Annotated in this window: 10 protein-coding genes and 1 pseudogene; 9 read left to right on the forward strand and 2 right to left on the reverse strand. The window is 38.9% G+C overall.

All coding sequences use genetic code 11. The annotated features are described in order from the left end of the window. Position 1: 1 nt before the first annotated feature. Both UKS_RS03160 and UKS_RS03165 read left to right on the forward strand, forming a co-directional pair. Positions 2 to 820 (forward strand): ABC transporter permease, encoded by an 819-nt coding sequence (locus tag UKS_RS03160; RefSeq protein WP_156011783.1) that lies wholly within the window; start codon positions 2 to 4, stop codon positions 818 to 820. A gap of 1 nt (position 821) precedes the next feature. Beyond that, the gene (locus UKS_RS03165) at positions 822 to 1,607 is read left to right on the forward strand and encodes an ABC transporter permease (RefSeq protein WP_156011784.1); all 786 of its coding nucleotides are present in this window, start codon (positions 822 to 824) and stop codon (positions 1,605 to 1,607) included. A 93-nt stretch (positions 1,608 to 1,700) separates the two neighbouring features. On the opposite strand, the gene UKS_RS03170 is transcribed toward UKS_RS03165, so the two are convergent. Next, positions 1,701 to 2,957 carry an ISL3 family transposase gene (locus UKS_RS03170; RefSeq protein WP_173020492.1) on the reverse strand — a complete coding sequence of 419 codons (1,257 nt, stop codon included), beginning with the start codon at positions 2,955 to 2,957 and terminating at the stop codon, positions 1,701 to 1,703. A gap of 584 nt (positions 2,958 to 3,541) precedes the next feature. On the opposite strand from UKS_RS03170, the pseudogene UKS_RS03175 reads away from it, so the two are divergent. Together UKS_RS03175 and UKS_RS03180 are read left to right on the forward strand one after the other, a co-directional pair. After that, positions 3,542 to 3,850: pseudogene (locus tag UKS_RS03175) on the forward strand (hypothetical protein). Between the two features lie 426 nt (positions 3,851 to 4,276). Further along, positions 4,277 to 11,509: an Ig-like domain-containing protein gene (locus tag UKS_RS03180; RefSeq protein WP_156011786.1), complete on the forward strand. Its 7,233-nt coding sequence runs from the start codon at positions 4,277 to 4,279 to the stop codon at positions 11,507 to 11,509. Positions 11,510 to 11,702: 193 nt separating this feature from the next. Here UKS_RS03180 and UKS_RS03185 read toward each other — a convergent pair whose 3' ends face one another. After that, positions 11,703 to 12,062: a DUF3397 domain-containing protein gene (locus tag UKS_RS03185; protein WP_049495090.1), complete on the reverse strand. Its 360-nt coding sequence runs from the start codon at positions 12,060 to 12,062 to the stop codon at positions 11,703 to 11,705. 91 nt (positions 12,063 to 12,153) lie between these two features. Here UKS_RS03185 and UKS_RS03190 point away from each other — a divergent pair, with 91 nt between their 5' ends. From UKS_RS03190 to UKS_RS03210, 5 genes are all read left to right on the forward strand, one after another. Next, positions 12,154 to 13,110 carry a TIGR01212 family radical SAM protein gene (locus tag UKS_RS03190; RefSeq protein ID WP_049495249.1) on the forward strand — a complete coding sequence of 319 codons (957 nt, stop codon included), beginning with the start codon at positions 12,154 to 12,156 and terminating at the stop codon, positions 13,108 to 13,110. Beyond that, entirely contained in the window at positions 13,094 to 13,651 is a 558-nt protein-coding gene (locus UKS_RS03195; RefSeq protein WP_173020452.1) for a tRNA (mnm(5)s(2)U34)-methyltransferase, read from the forward strand. Before UKS_RS03190 ends, UKS_RS03195 begins: the two co-directional genes overlap by 17 nt. Next, complete coding sequence (locus UKS_RS03200) at positions 13,644 to 13,898, forward strand: hypothetical protein (protein ID WP_117305018.1); 255 nt, start codon at positions 13,644 to 13,646, stop codon at positions 13,896 to 13,898. Before UKS_RS03195 ends, UKS_RS03200 begins: the two co-directional genes overlap by 8 nt. Before the next feature lie 11 nt (positions 13,899 to 13,909). Further along, positions 13,910 to 15,964, forward strand: coding sequence for a cation:proton antiporter (locus UKS_RS03205; protein ID WP_156011788.1), 2,055 nt, complete (start codon positions 13,910 to 13,912; stop codon positions 15,962 to 15,964). A 142-nt stretch (positions 15,965 to 16,106) separates the two neighbouring features. Continuing rightward, a complete protein-coding gene (locus UKS_RS03210; protein ID WP_156011789.1) occupies positions 16,107 to 16,967 on the forward strand; it encodes a YihY/virulence factor BrkB family protein in 861 nt (286 codons plus the stop codon). Positions 16,968 to 16,983: the final 16 nt, after the last annotated feature.

Genomic DNA, 16,983 nt, shown 5'->3' on the forward strand with positions numbered 1-16,983 from the left:
GATGGTCAAATTGTGGAGACGTTATAAACCCTTTATCAATGCAGGTGTTCAAGAATTGATCACCTATCGAGTCAACTTTATTCTTTATCGGATTGGGGATGTTATGGGTGCTTTTGTCGCTTTCTATCTCTGGAAGGCTGTCTTTGATTCTTCGCAAGAGTCTTTGATTCAGGGCTTTAGTATGGCAGATATCACCCTCTACATCATCATGAGTTTTGTGACCAATCTTCTGACTAGGTCAGATTCGTCCTTTATGATTGGGGAGGAGGTCAAGGATGGCTCCATTATCATGCGCTTGCTGAGACCAGTACATTTTGCGGCCTCTTACCTTTTCACCGAACTTGGATCCAAATGGTTGATTTTTATCTCTGTTGGACTGCCATTTTTAAGTGTCATTGTTTTGATGAAAATCTTATCTGGGCAAGGTATTCTAGAAGTGCTAGGATTAACTGTCCTTTACCTCTTTAGCTTAACTCTGGCCTATCTGATTAACTTTTTCTTTAATATCTGCTTTGGTTTTTCAGCCTTTGTGTTTAAAAATCTTTGGGGTTCTAACTTACTTAAGACTTCCATAGTGGCCTTTATGTCTGGCAGTTTGATTCCCTTGGCTTTCTTTCCAAAGGTTGTTTCAGATATTCTGTCCTTCCTGCCTTTTTCATCCTTGATTTACACTCCGGTCATGATTATCGTTGGGAAATACGATGCCAGTCAGATGATTCAGGCGCTCGCTTTGCAGTTTTTTTGGCTCTTTGTGATGGTGGGCTTGTCTCAGTTGATTTGGAAACGAGTCCAGTCCTTTATCACCATTCAGGGAGGTTAGGATGAAAAAATATCAACGCATGCATCTGATTTTTATCAGACAATACATCAAGCAAATCATGGAGTACAAGGTGGATTTTGTGGTTGGAGTACTGGGAGTTTTTCTGACTCAAGGCTTGAACCTCTTGTTTCTCAATGTCATCTTTCAACACATCCCCTCGCTAGAAGGCTGGACTTTTCAAGAAATTGCCTTTATCTATGGTTTTTCCTTGATTCCCAAGGGACTAGACCATCTCTTTTTTGATAATCTTTGGGCACTGGGGCAACGCTTGGTACGAAAAGGAGAGTTTGACAAGTATCTGACTCGTCCCATCAATCCCCTCTTTCACATCCTCGTTGAGACCTTTCAGATTGATGCCTTGGGTGAACTTTTGGTCGGTGGAATCTTACTAGCGACAACGGCGACTAGCATTGCTTGGACTCTTCCAAAATTCCTGCTTTTCCTAGTCTGTATTCCTTTTGCGACCTTGATTTACACTTCTTTAAAAATCGCGACAGCTAGTATCGCTTTTTGGACCAAGCAGTCAGGTGCTATGATTTATATTTTTTATATGTTCAATGATTTTGCTAAGTATCCCATTTCCATTTACAATTCGCTTCTTCGTTGGTTGATTAGCTTTATCGTTCCTTTCGCCTTTACGGCCTACTATCCTGCTAGCTATTTCTTGCAGGACAAGGATGTAATCTTTAACATCGGAGGTTTGATATTGATTTCTCTGGTTTTCTTTGTCATTTCCCTTAAACTTTGGGATAGGGGTTTAGATGCCTACGAAAGTGCAGGTTCTTAAGTTCAAAACTATCAAAGCCTTGTCTCAGGACGGGCTTTTTCTAATGGAGATGAAAATTTCGGCTCTTTGTCAACTGTAGTGGGTTGAAGTCAGCTAAGATCGAGAAAGGACAAAATTCGTCCTTTCTTTTTTGATGTTCAGAGCGATAAAAATTCTTTTTTTGAAGTTTTCAAAGTTCCGAAATCCAAAGGCGTTACGTTTGATAAGTTTGATGAGATTATTGGTCGCTTCCAATTTTGCGTTGGAATAAGGTAATTGAAGGGCGTTGACAATCTTTTCTTTATCCTTGAGGAAGCTTTTAAAGACAGTCTGAAAAAGAGGATGAACCTGCTTTTGATTGTCCTCAATGAGTCCAAAGAATTTCTCAGACTCCTTATTCTGAAAGTGAAAAAGCAAGAGCTGATAGAGCTGATAGTGGTGTTTCAAGTCTTCTGAATAGCTCAAAAGCTTGTCTAGAATCTCTTTATTGGTCAAGTGCATACGAAAAGTAGGGCGATAAAAACGTTTATCGCTCAATTTACGACTATCCTGTTGGATGAGTTTCCAGTAGCGCTTGATAGTCTTGTATTCATGAGATTTTCGTTCAAACTGATTCATGATTTGAACACGCACACGACTCATAGCACGGCTGAGATGTTGGATAATATGGAAACGATCCAACACGATTTTAGCGTTTGGAAAAAGCTGTTTAGCCAAGTCATAGTAAGGACTAAACATATCCATCGTAATGATTTTCACTCGACATCGAACGACTCTATCATATTTAAGAAAGTGATTTCGAATGATAGCTTGTGTTCTGCCTTCAAGAATAGTGATGATATTGAGATTATCAAAATCTTGAGCAATGAAACTCATCTTTCCCTTTGTAAAGGAGTACTCGTCCCATGACATAATTTCAGGAAGACGAGAAAAATCATGCTTAAAACGGAAGTCATTGAGCTTGCGAATGACAGTTGAAGTTGAAATGGACAGTTGATGAGCAATATCGGTCATAGAAGTTTTTTCAATCAGCTTCTGAGCAATTTTTTGGTTGATGATACGAGGGATTTGATGATTCTTCTTTACTAGAGAAGTCTCAGCAACCATCATTTTTGAACAATGATAGCACTTGAATCGACGCTTTCTAAGGAGAATTCTAGTAGGCATACCAGTTGTTTCAAGGTAAGGAATTTTCGAAGGTTTTTGGAAGTCATATTTCTTCATTTGACTTCCGCAATTAGGGCAAGGTGGGTTCTCATAATCCAATTTAGCGATGATTTCCTTGTGACTATCTCTATTGATGATATCTAGAATCTTGATGTTTGGGTCTTTAATATCGAGAAGTTTTGTGATAAAATGTAATTGTTCCATATGATTCTTTCTAATGATGGTTTGATCGCTTTTCATTATAGATGATATGGAACTTTTTTTCTACAACAAAATAGGCTCCATAATATCTATAGGGGATTTACCCACTACAAATATTATAGAGCCAAAATTTCTTGACATCTATTCTCAGAGTGCTATATTGTAAGTGGAATCGCCGATTTAGCTTATACTCTTCGAAAATCTCTTCAAACAACGTCAGCTTCGCCTTGCCGTATATATGTGACTGACTTCGTCAGTCTTATCTGCAACCTCAAAACAGTGTTTTGAGCAGCCTGCGTCTAGTTTCCTAGTTTGTTCTTTGATTTTCATTGAGTATTAGTTGCTAGAGCAAGACACTCGTAAAGCCTAGGTCACAGGTTCAAACCCTGCAATCGGCAAAGTGAAGAAACTCATTCTACTGGGTTTCTTTTTTTTTAATTATTGAACCATTTAGACCGAGATAGAGACCAGATAGGCAAAAGCACTTGTTCTTGAAACTGACCTCTGCTATAATGATTTTTGTAAGGGACGTGAGATGTCACTATCAGATAACTCAAGTTCATAAAAAAGAAATCGGAGATAAAGAAATGAAAAAATTATTGGGGATTGTATTTTTAGTAGCAGCAGCGACAGTAGTGTATTTTGGTTCTGTTGGATAGCCAAGTTTAAATGTCAACCTCTGGTCATTGATTCCGGTAGGGCTGTTCCTATTTTTCACTCTAGAGAATCTTTTGAAAAAAGACTACAAGGCTAGTCTGATGTGTTTGATTATTGCCTTTATTATTGCGAATGCAATTTTGGATCTTTTACCAATTTCAAGTGGCTTGGTAATTGGAGCGGGTGTGCTAGCTTGCATTGGTATTGGATTTATCTTTCCTGATAAAGAAGGAAAATAAGATTTTTCAAATAGCGATGTGACATGATATAGCTGGATATTAAGGTTTAGTAATACGGTGAATTTAACCAAAACTTATAAGATAAAATAAAAATTAAGAGTTAACGAAATCAGGAAAAAATTGAACTATTCGTTTGCTCTTTTTGTATGTTTAAATCTTTAAGAAAGATTTTTTCTATTTGGGATAATAAAAAACTATTCCGTCTTAAAATTTTAAAGAAAGTCGGATATCATTTTTATTATAATAAATTCTACTTCAATACTTTTAAAAAACTCTCCAATTTTTATAAAAAACAATCAAAACTATTGTTTTTATCGGTATTCGATTGACAAATTTTTTATTGATTATAAAATCGTATTATAAGATAATGATAATAAGTAGGTTGCTCTCAGATAAAATGAAAGCGATTACTAAAAGGAGGATTACATGCAAAAAGGTAATTGGAACAAAAAAAGAGTGTATAGTATTCGAAAATTTTCAGTCGGTGCTTGCTCGGTGCTTATAGGGACATGTGCTCTATTATTAGGGGCGAGCGTTAGTCTATCTTCTTCGGTATATGCCAACGAAAATGCTGAAGAGATTGTGTCAACAAATAGGACTGAGCACCAGCCTGAAAATAAGGAAACTACTGATTTTTCAAATGAACATAAAGTTGAAGGAGTTATATCTGAAAAATCCAGTGAGCAACCTGTTACATCTGAAAATGTATCTCTAAAGGAAAATGCGGATGGTAGTGATGCTGTAGTAAAACCTCATGCAGATCAACCTTTGGTTTCAGTTGCTAATACTCAATCAGTTCCTTTAGTAGAAGGTAATGCTGAAGTTGAAAACAAAACAGAAGAAACGAACAAGCCTGAGGATAGCAATAAGCTTGAAGAAACAAATAAGACTGAGGTAACGGATAAATCTGAAGATAAAAATAAACCTGAGGATAAGAAGGAATCTGAAGAAACAAATAAAGCAGAATCACAAGATCGTTCTGTTTCAAAAGATAAGCAAGAATTCAAATCTGCTACGAATGAAGTAGTTGATAAGTTAATTGAAGATAGAAATATTTCCTTCAACCAGAATTGGCATTTTAAACTAAATGCCAATGCAAAGGAAGCTGTAAAACCAGACGCAGATATTTCTTCATGGAAAAAAATGGATCTTCCTCATGACTGGAGTATTCATTTTGATTTTGACCATGACTCTCCAGCTCAAAACGAAGGCGGTCAATTGAACGGTGGAGATGGTTGGTATCGGAAAACCTTTAAATTAGACGAAAAGGACTTGAATAAAGATGTTCGTGTAACCTTTGATGGTGTTTACATGGATTCACAAGTGTTTGTCAATGGCCAACTAGTTGGTCACTATCCAAATGGTTACAATCAATTTTCATATGATATTAGTAACTATCTCCATAAAGATGGGCGAGAAAATGTCATTTCTGTTCATGCAGTTAATAAGCAACCGAGTAGTAGATGGTATTCAGGAAGTGGTATCTATCGAGACGTATCATTGCAGGTAACAGATAAGATTCATGTTGAAAAAAATGGAACAACTATTTTAACTCCAAAACTAGAGAGTCAACAAGGAGGAAAAGTTGAAACCCAAGTAAGCAGTAGAATTGTTAATACAGATAATAAAGACCATGAAATTGTAGCAGAGTATCAAATTTTTGAACGAGGTGGTAAAGCGGTTACAAAACTTGTTCGAACTGAGAGTAAAACTCTAAAAGCTAAGGAAACCATTCATTTGGATTTAGCATTAGAGGTTGAAAAACCAAAATTGTGGACAGTGTCATCTGACAAACCTGCTTTATATGAGATGGTAACTCGTGTTTACAAAGATGGTCAGCTCGTAGATGCAAAGAAAGATTTATTTGGTTATCGCTACTATAACTGGACTCCCGACCAAGGGTTCTCTTTAAATGGTGAACATATCAAGTTCCACGGTGTTTCATTGCACCATGATCATGGAGCGCTAGGAGCAGAAGAAAACTATAAGGCAGAATATCGTCGTCTGAAACAAATGAAGGAAATGGGAGTGAATTCGATTCGTACGACTCACAACCCAGCAAGTCCTCAGACCTTACAGATTGCAGCTGAGCTCGGTTTGCTTGTTCAAGAAGAAGCATTTGATACTTGGTATGGAGGTAAGAAACCATACGACTATGGTCGTTTCTTTGAAAAAGATGCTACCCACCCTGAAGCAAGAAAGGGTGAAAAATGGTCCGACTACGATCTTCGAACAATGGTAGAAAGAGATAAAAATAATCCTGCTGTTGTCATGTGGTCTATTGGTAATGAAATCGGTGAAGCAGATGGGAAAGCCCATTCTCTTGCAACTGTCAAACGCTTGGTAAAAGTGATTAAATCTGTTGATAATACACGTTATGTAACCATGGGAGCTGATAAATTCCGTTTCGGAGATGGAACTGGAGATCATGAAAAGATCGCAGATGAACTGGATGCAGTTGGATTGAATTACTCGGAAGAAAATTATCAAACTCTTCATGCGAAACATCCTAAATGGCTCATTTATGGGTCAGAAACGTCTTCAGCAACTCGTACAAGGGGAAGTTATTTCCATCCAGAGAGTGAGTGGGTAGGAAGTAATCAATACTGGCGTAATTACGAACAATCCGATTATGGTAATGATCGTGTTGGTTGGGGTAAAACTGCTACAGCATCATGGACTTTCGATAGAGATCATCCAGGATATGCTGGACAATTCATTTGGACAGGTACGGATTATATTGGAGAACCAACTCCATGGCACAATCAAAATAGTACGCCGGTAAAAAGTTCCTACTTTGGTATTGTTGATACCGCAGGGATGCCAAAAAATGACTATTATCTCTACCAAAGTCAGTGGGTTTCTGCTAAGAAAAAACCAATGGTTCATTTACTTCCTCACTGGAACTGGGAAAAGACTGAATTGGCAGACAATGTTGCAGATGCTGAAAATCGAATCCCGGTTAGAGCCTATTCCAATGCTGCTAGTGTTGAGTTGTTTTTAAATAATGAGTCACTAGGTCTTAAAAAATTCAACAAAAAACAAACTAGTGATGGTCGTACATACCAAGAAGGTGAAAATCCTCACGAACTATATTTGGAGTGGAAAGTTGCTTATAAACCAGGAACTTTAGAAGCAGTTGCTCGAGATGAGTCTGGTAAGGAAATTGCTCGAGATAAGATAGTGACTGCTGGTGAGCCTGCTGGTGTTCGTCTGGTTAAGGAAGAGAACGCTATCGCTGCAGATGGAAAAGATTTGACTTATATCTATTATGAAATTGTAGATAGTAAGGGCAATGTTGTGCCAACTGCCAACAATCAAGTTCACTTCCAACTTCATGGACAAGGTCAATTGGTTGGTGTGGATAATGGTGAGCAAGCTAGTCGTGAACGTTATAAAGAACAAGCAGATGGTTCTTGGATTCGTAGAGCCTTTAATGGTAAAGGGGTAGCGATTGTTAAATCGACTGATCAAGCAGGTAAATTTACCCTTACAGCTTATTCAGGATTGTTGAAATCAGATCAAGTTACGATTTTTACAGGTAAGTCAGACCAGTCAGAAAAAACTGTTTTAAGCACAGAAATACCAAAAGTACGTACAGTTTTAGGACAAAAACTTAAAATGCCTCAGACAGTGCCATTTGTATATAGTGATGGTAGTCGTGAAAAACGTCCTGTAACCTGGTCTCAAGCAGATGTTAGTCAAGCTGGAATTGTAACTGTAAAAGGTATGTCTGATGGGCGTGAAGTTGAGGCTCGTGTTGAAGTACTTACAATTGCAAATGAACTTCCAGCTGTTAAACGCATCACACCTGGAACAGACTTGAGTTCTGTGGATAAACTTGTTTCACTTGTTTCAACAGATGGTCGTATTCACAATTATGAAGTTGAAAATTGGGAAATTTCACCAGAAGATAAAGAGAAGTTATCTACTCCGGGGGCACATATTCAGATGACTAGCCAATTAGGAGATAGAACCATCCACGCTACTTTGATAGTTGATGATGGTAAGGAATTGTCTCAAGTTACACCAACTATAGCAGTAGCTGGTGAAAGTGTTACGGAACTTTCAAAAGAGCATCCTGTACATTATCACAAACTTTCTTATGGTGCAAAAATTCCAGAAGTCAGTGCTAGTGCTGAAAATGCCGATGTGAACGTGATTCAGGCAAATGAATCCAATGGAATGCGTGCTAGTATCTACATTCAGCCTAAAGATGGGGGACAGTTACAAACCTATGCTGTTCAGTTCCTTGTTGATTCTCCACAAATTGAAAGTTTGAGTCTCAGAGTGGATCAAGCTGCTAGCCTCAAAGAAGATCAAACTGTTAAAGTGACAGTTTTAGCCCGTTATCAGGATGGAACTGAAGCTGTTTTACCAACTGATAAGGTGACTTTCTCAAGTCAAGGTGAGGGAGGAGTCTCTGTTAATAAGGGAATGCTAGAGTTGCATAAACCAGGCAGTCTCACTTTACAAGCTCAATATGAAGGTGCAAAAGGAGAACTTCCTCTAACGATCGCAGCAAATACTGAAGATAAAGTTGTTCAGACCATTCGCCCGGTTAGCCTTGTGACAGATTTGCACCAAACACCAAATCTTCCATCTACAGTAACAGTTGAGTACGATAAAGGATTTCCAAAAGTTCATAAGGTAGTTTGGGATTCGATTCCATCTGAAAAGTTAAATCAATATCATACTTTTGAAGTTCTTGGTAAGGTTGAAGGATTGAATCAAGAAGCGCGTGCGACAGTGTCAGTAGAAGGAATTGTAAAAGTTGAAGATGTGAGCATCACAACACCAATTTCTGAGGCACCAACCTTGCCAGAAAGTGTCCGAACTTATTATTCAAATGGCCAAGTATCTTCAGCTAAGGTAGCTTGGGATACTATTGATGCAAGCCAGTATGCAAAAGAAGGAATCTTTACTGTAACAGGTCATGTAGAAGGAACACAACTGACAACGAAATTACATGTTCGTGTATCGAGTCAGACAGAAATTGGGAAGAATATTTCAGATCAATGGACAGGTTCAGAATTACCACTTGCCTTTGCATCAGATTCTCATTCTTATGACCCAGTATCTAATGTAAATGATAAAGTGATTTCTTATGGTAACCAGCCTGCAAATCGTTGGTCAAACTGGAAACGTTCTGAAGAAGCCTCAGTAGGAGTGCTATTTGGAGATTCAGGTATTTTGACAAAACGTTCGGTTGATAATTTGAATGTAGCCTTTTATGAAGATAGTGGTGTAGGTGCTCCAAAATCTTACGTCATTGAGTATTATGTTGGTGAAAAAGCTCCAACTACACCGAAGAATCCTGGTTATGTAGAGGGTGAAAACCACGTATTTAATGACAGTAAAAATTGGAAACCAGTTACAAATCTTAAGGCTCCAGATCAGTTAAAAGCTGGAGGAATGAATCATTTCAGTTTTGACAAGGTGGATACCTACGCGGTACGTATTCGCATGACAAGAGCTGATGATAAACTTGGAACATCAATTACAGAATTACAAGTTTTCTCTAAAAAGGTAGCATCAGCTAAAGAGGCAACTACTAACATTAAGGTGGCTGGAAAAGATCTTCCTCACTTTAATCCAGACTTAACAGATTACTATTTAGACTATAGTGATGGAAAAATTCCAGAAGTAACAGCTAGTATCACAAATAATGGACTTGCTACAGTGGTTCCTAGTGTGAAAGAGGGCGATCCTGTCCGTGTTATTGTGAAAGCAGAAAATGGCGATATTCTTGGAGAATACAACCTTCACTTTACAAAAGATAAAGATTTGTTGGCTCGTAAACCAATTGCTGCTGCCAAACAGTCTCAATTGTTGCAATTAGGTCAACCTTTGGAATTGCCAAATAAGGTTCCAGTTTATTTCGCAGGTAAGAGCGGTTATGACGTAAAAGATTTGGCAGTTGAATGGGAAAAAGTCCCTGCTTCTACCTTAAACAAAGCTGGGGAATATACAATTAAAGGCCATGTAGTTGGTAGTGAAGTCCCAGTAGAATTATCTGTTCGAGTAACGGACAAGGTCGGTAGATCTCTTTCTGATAATCCAGATTATCTTGCTACTCATAGTCAGGCTTTTGCTTCAGCTACTAATGATTTGGATGATAATTCGAACGACCGTGTAGACTATTTAAATGATAATGACCGAAATCAAGACAACCGTTGGACAAACTGGTCCGCTAATCCATCCGCTAATCCAGAAGTATCAGTTGGTGTTATCTTTAAAAAGAATGGTAAAATTGTGGATAGAAAGATTTCACAAGCTAAACTAAACTTCTTTGCAGATAGTGGAACAGATGCCCCAGCTAAACTTGTATTGGAACGATACATCGGTCCTGACTTTGATGTTCCGGTTTACTATTCAAACTACAGCTACGAAACAAATCATCCATTTAATAACCCTGATAATTGGGAACTTGTTCCTTATTACGCAGACAAAGAAATTCAAGCTGGAGACGAGATCAATGTGACATTTAAACCTGTGACTACCAAAGCTATGAGATGGCGCATGGATCGAAAAGCAGATAAAAATGGGGTTGCTTTAACTGAATTAAGTTTCCGAGCACCAAGTGAACTTGCAAAAGAGAGCACAGAGGGAAGAATTTTAGTAGATGGTAAAGAGCTCCCTGACTTCTCTGAAAATCGTTTGGACTATGAATTGATTTATAAAGGGGAACGTCCAAAAATCACTGTGGAAGGGAAAGATCAAGTCACATCTACAATTGTGGATAGTGGAAATGAAAATCTTCCTGTATTAGTCCGTCTGGTATCAGAGAGTGGTAAGAATGTCAAAGAATTCCGGATTAAATTGACTAAGGAAAAACCGATTTCTGAGAAGACAGTTGCTGCTGTACAAGAAGATCTTCCAAAACTCGAATTTGTTGAAAAAGATTTGGCCTACAAGACAGTTGAGAAAAAGGATTCAACGCTGTATCTAGGTGAAACTCGTGTAGAACAAGAAGGAAAAGTTGGTAAGGAACGTATCTTCACAGCGGTTAATCCTAGTGGAAGTAAGGAAGAAAAATTCCGTGAAGTAATACAGACTCCAACAGACCGCATCGTCTTGGTTGGAACCAAACCAGGAACCTCCCTTCCAGAAGATGGAGTGAAGAACTTAGTCCTTAACAGACCAGAACTTGTAATCGAAGAAGAAGCAATTGACTTCAAGGTTGAAGAACGTAAGTCTGACAAGTTATATCTAGGTGAAACTCGTATCCTCCAAGAAGGAAGACAAGGTATTCGTGTTCACTTGATTGAAGTAGAAAATGGCAAGCGAACTGAGAAAGAAAGCTATGATAAAGTGATGGCTGAAGACCGTATCGTAGAGGTTGGTACAGCTATAAAAGATACAAAATCAGCTCCTCAAGAACAGCTTAAAGCAACTTCTAAAGAAACTAGTAAGTCTGTGCTACAAGATCAAGAAGTTCAAAAACCAGAATCTCAAGAATCTACAAAACAACAAGTAGAAACTGAGAAAATGGATGAAAAACAAGTGAGCTCACGTTCAGTTGAAGCCCAGCAAGATGAAAAGAATCACTTGCCAAACACTGGAACAGAGGCAGAACAGGCAGCAGTAGCAGCAGGTTTAGCTCTTCTAGGTTTGAGTGCAGGCTTAGTAGCCACTAAAGGAAAAAAAGAAGATTAGAGATCTTTAAAAACTGATTTGTTTTGATGAAAGTTAAAACAATGTATTGAGGCTGAAAAAAAGTCTTTAAAATTACAAAACGCATAATATCAGGTGTTGAAAAACTTTGATATTATGCGTTTTATTGTGGAAATAGTTACTTCCTTTTCGTTGAGTATAAAAATCCCTAGGCCTTAACTTTCTAGGGATTCGACTATTTCATTAAGAACAATTCAACAATCATCTCGATATACATGACAAGGGTTAATAAGAATCCTGCACGCCAGAAGAATTTGATGAATTTAGGATAGTAAAAGCTGCGTTTTTTCAAAAGGAAGAAAAAAACGAGAACTATGGCTAGGAGTGAGAGGGCTAGTCCCAGTCTAGGGAGAAAATTATGGGTAAAGGTTTTAGCTGTAATAAGGTAATACTCAAATACCAAAATTGGAAAAGCCAAATCCGCGAAGTTTCGTCCTAGTTTTTTTAATCTAAAAAGTTTGGTTATGATAATGCAGACGACTAAGGTCAGTATCAATAATAAAATAGATGCTAATTTCATTAAAATCATATCCATATTGTATCATAAAAAATGGCTAATGGAAACGAGAAATAGAGGAATTTATAGGAAAGTCAGGCTTTTGAGATTGTGGATGTTTTTTGTTATAATGAAAGTTATGAAATCTTATAATACCTTGAATGACTATTATCGAAAACTCTTTGGAGAAAAGACCTTTAAAGTCCCTATTGATGCGGGGTTTGACTGTCCAAATCGTGATGGGACTGTGGCTCATGGAGGTTGTACTTTTTGCACGGTTTCAGGTTCTGGAGATGCTATCGTAGCACCGGATGCGCCTATCCGTGAGCAATTTTATAAGGAAATTGACTTCATGCACCGCAAGTGGCCAGATGTGCAGAAGTATCTGGTGTATTTTCAAAATTTTACCAACACCCATGAAAAGGTGGAAGTCATCCAAGAGCGCTATGAGCAGGCTATCAATGAGCCAGGTGTAGTAGGCATCAATATCGGAACACGGCCAGACTGTCTGCCAGACGAAACCATTGAATATTTGGCTGAGTTGTCGGAGCGCATGCATGTGACGGTTGAATTGGGCTTGCAGACTACTTATGAAACAACCTCTGACCTGATTAATCGTGCCCACTCCTATGAATTGTATGTAGAAACGGTCAAGCGTTTGAGAAAGTATCCCAAGATTGAGATTGTTTCCCATTTGATCAATGGTTTGCCTGGTGAGACTCATGAGATGATGATTGAAAATGTCCGTCGCTGTGTTACGGATAATGATATTCAAGGGATTAAACTGCACTTGCTTCACCTTATGACCAATACACGGATGCAGCGAGATTACCACGAAGGACGCTTGCAATTGATGAGTCAGGACGAATATGTCAAGGTCATCTGCGACCAATTGGAAATCATTCCCAAACATATCGTCATCCATCGAATCACAGGAGATGCACCTAGAGATATGCTGATTGGTCCTATGTGGAGCCTCAATAAATGGGAAGTTCTCAACAGCATTGAGATGGAGATGCGACGTCGTGGAAGTGTTCAAGGATGCAAGGCTGTAAAACAGGAGTTTGAAAATGAAAAGACCACTTGAGATGGCACATGATTTTTTGGCTGAGGTAGTAACTCAGGACGATATCGTAGTAGATGCGACTATGGGAAATGGTCATGACACGCTTTTTCTAGCCAAGCTAGCCAAGCAAGTCTATGCTTTTGATATTCAGGAGCAAGCCTTGGAAAAGACCCAAGAGCGTTTGCAACAGGCTGGCCTGACAAATGCCCAGTTACTCTTGCAAGGCCATGAGACACTGGACCAGTTTGTGACTGAAGCCAAGGCAGGGATTTTTAATCTGGGTTATCTGCCTTCTGCTGATAAGTCTGTCATTACCCAACCTCAGACTACTATCGAAGCCTTAGAAAAGCTGTGTCATTTGCTTGTCAAAGGAGGACGGATTGCCATCATGATCTACTATGGTCATGATGGAGGCGACCTCGAGAAAGATGCTGTCTTGGAGTTTGTTAGCCAGTTGAACCAACAAGAGTACACAGCTGCCATTTACCGAACTGTAAACCAAGTTAACAACCCACCATTTTTAGTGATGATTGAAAAATTAGAGAGATATAGACATGGATAAACAATACTTACGTGAAAAGCTGGATGCTATGCGCCAGAATTTCGTTGAATCACCCCACCACGAACGAGCAGTGGATGCGCTAGATCAGGCTCATATGAGTAAAAAAATGCTTAAAATCAAGAAAAAATTAGTTGCTCTTGAAATGGAACGGTGTCAGAAAAAAATTGAGCACAAAGACTGTTCCAAGATTGACCAAAAAATCAAAGAGCAGAAGGAGATATTTGAATCCTGCTGTAAAAAAGATTAAGGAGGACATGTGTGGAATTACTGATTTACCTCATCCTATTTTTACTGGTTTTGATTGTCTCAAGTACAACCAATAAGCTCTTACCCTTTTTGCCTCTTCCTTTGGTGCAAATTCTTTTAGGAATTGTGATTGGTCTCTTTTTACCCAATACCGACTTTCACCTCAATACAGAGTTGTTTTTGGCCCTGGTTATCGGTCCCTTGCTTTTCCGAGAGTCGGAAGAAGCTGATATTACAGCTATTTTAAAACACTGGCGAATCATTGTCTATCTCATATTTCCAGTGATTTTCATCTCGACCCTGAGTTTGGGTGGCTTGGCCCATCTTCTTTGGCTCAGCCTTCCCTTATCAGCTTGCTTGGCTGTTGGGGCGGCCCTTGGACCTACGGACTTGGTAGCTTTTGCTTCTCTTTCGGAGCGGTTTAGCTTTCCTAAGCGCGTGTCCAATATTCTTAAGGGTGAAGGACTCTTGAATGATGCTTCTGGCTTGGTTGCCTTTCAGGTAGCTTTGACAGCTTGGACAACAGGAGCTTTTTCCCTTGGGCAAGCTAGTAGTTCGCTCTTCTTTTCAATTTTAGGAGGTTTTTTGATTGGCTTTTTAACAGCCATGACCAACCGTTTCCTCCATACCTTCTTGCTGAGTGTGCGAGCAACGGATATTGCTAGCGAACTTTTATTAGAATTGAGTTTGCCTCTGGTGACTTTCTTTCTGGCAGAAGAAGTCCATGTTTCAGGGATTATTGCCGTTGTAGTTGCGGGGATTTTAAAGGCAAGCCGGTTTAAGAAAATTACGCTTCTCGAAGCCCAAGTGGATACGGTGACCGAGACGGTCTGGCATACAGTGAACTTTATGCTCAACGGTTCTGTCTTTGTGATTTTAGGGATGGAGTTGGAAATAATAGCAGAACCTATCTTGACCAATCCAATCTATAATCCCTTACTCTTATTGCTATCTCTTTTCGCCCTTACCTTTGTCCTCTTTGCCATTCGTTTTGTCATGATTTATGGCTATTATGCCTATAGAACCAGACGTCTTAAGAAAAAGCTAAATAAGTATATGAAGGACATGCTTCTCTTGACCTTCTCAGGTGTTAAGGGAACCGTGTCGATTGCTACAATCCTTCTGATACCAAGTAATCTAGAGCAGGAGTATCCTCTTTTACTATTCTTTGTCGCAGGTGTGACACTTGTAAGCTTTTTAACGGGTCTTTTGGTTCTTCCTCATCTTTCTGATGAACAGGAAGAAAGCAAGGACTATCTCATGCATATCAGCATTTTGAATGAAGTAACGCTAGAGTTGGAAAAAGAGTTGGAAGGCACCAGAAATAAACTTCCCCTCTATGCGGCTATTGACAATTATCATGGACGTATTGAAAATCTCATCTTGAGTCAAGAAAATAAGGTGGCTCAAGCAGACTGGGAAGCCTTGAAACTTCTCATCCTCAGTATTGAAAGTGATGGTTTAGAACAGGCTTACGAAGAGGACAAGATGAGTGACCGTGCCTATCGAGTTTACCAACGTTATCTGAAAAACATGGAACAAAACATCAATCGCAAGTTTGTTTCACGATTGACCTATTATTTCCTCGTTTCCTTACGAACTTTACGTTTTATCCTTCACGAAGTCTTTACCTTTGGTAAGACCTTTCGCAGTTGGAAAAATGAAGAATCACAGAAACTTAGAGACATTGACTATGACCAAATTGCAGAGCTCTATTTAGAAAATACCGAGATGATTATCGAAAGTCTGGAGGACCTTAAAGGGGTTTATAAGAGTTCTTTGATCAGCTTCGTGCAGGATTCTCGTCTCCGAGAAACAGCTATTATTACCAGTGGTGCCTTTGTCGAACGGGTTATCAATCGTGTCAAGCCCAACAATATCGATGAGATGCTGAGAGGATATTATCTGGAGCGCAAGTTGATTTTCGAATATGAAGAAAAACGATTGATTACGACCAAGTATGCCAAGAAGTTACGACAAAATGTAAATAACCTAGAGAACTATTCCTTGAAGGAAGCTGCCAATACCCTGCCTTATGATATGATGGAATTGGTAAGAAGAAATTAGTTAATACTCTTCGAAAATCAAATTCAAACCACTTCAGCTTTATCTGCAACCTCAAAGCTGTGCTTTGAGCAACTTGCGGCTAGCTTCCTAGTTTGCTCTTTGATTTTCATTGAGTATAAGATTGTAAATGAAGGAGTGTGACATGAAGAAGTTGTGGAAAGAGCTGATAGACAAGCCTTTATTAAAAGCCTTTTTGCATTATTATCAAGCATCAGAGAGTGAGTTGACCAGTGTCGCAGTAGCCTACTATTGGTTGATTTCGATTTTCCCCTTGCTTTTAGTGGTGGTCAATATCCTGCCCTATTTTCAAATTCCAGTTTCTAATTTTTTAAAGGTTGTCGATGAATTCTTGCCCGATACCATGTATGATGTGGTCGCAAAGATTATTACAGAAGTGCTGACTCAACCGTCAACGGGCTTATTGAGTTTTGCTGTTTTGTCAGCCATCTGGACCTTTTCAAAATCCATGAATTTCCTACAGAAAGCCTTTAATAAAGCATATGGAGTAGCTAAAAATCGTGGAATGATTTCCCACCAGCTCATGAGTTTGTTTGTCAGTTTTGGCTTGCAGATTCTCTTTGCTTTGGCTCTCTTTCTAAGCGTTTTTGGCCGCATGCTCCTCAACCTTATCAAAAGTTACTGGAAATCGGATAGTCCTCTCTTTGATTATCTGCAAGACCTAACAGGTCCCTTGGTTTATTCCTTGATTTTTGCTGTCTTGGTCATGCTTTATTATTTCCTGCCAAACGTTAAGGTTCGACGAATTCGCTTTGTATTACCAGGTAGTGTCTTTGTCTTGTTGACCCTGCTCTTACTGCTCAATATCTTTTCCGTCTATGTCAACAATTATGTCAATCACCTAGTGGACGTGCGTTTTTTCAGTTCCGTCGTCGTGGTAGTCATGATGTTCTGGTTTATACTCATCGCGAAGATTTTGATTGTCGGCGCAGTTATCAATGCCAGTGTCCAGAGTTGGAAAGATCCGAGCTTTAGAATAGATTAACTCAATTTTTATCCAT

The sequence above is a fragment of the Streptococcus sp. 116-D4 genome, from assembly GCF_009731465.1.
Lineage (GTDB): Bacteria > Bacillota > Bacilli > Lactobacillales > Streptococcaceae > Streptococcus > Streptococcus pseudopneumoniae_E.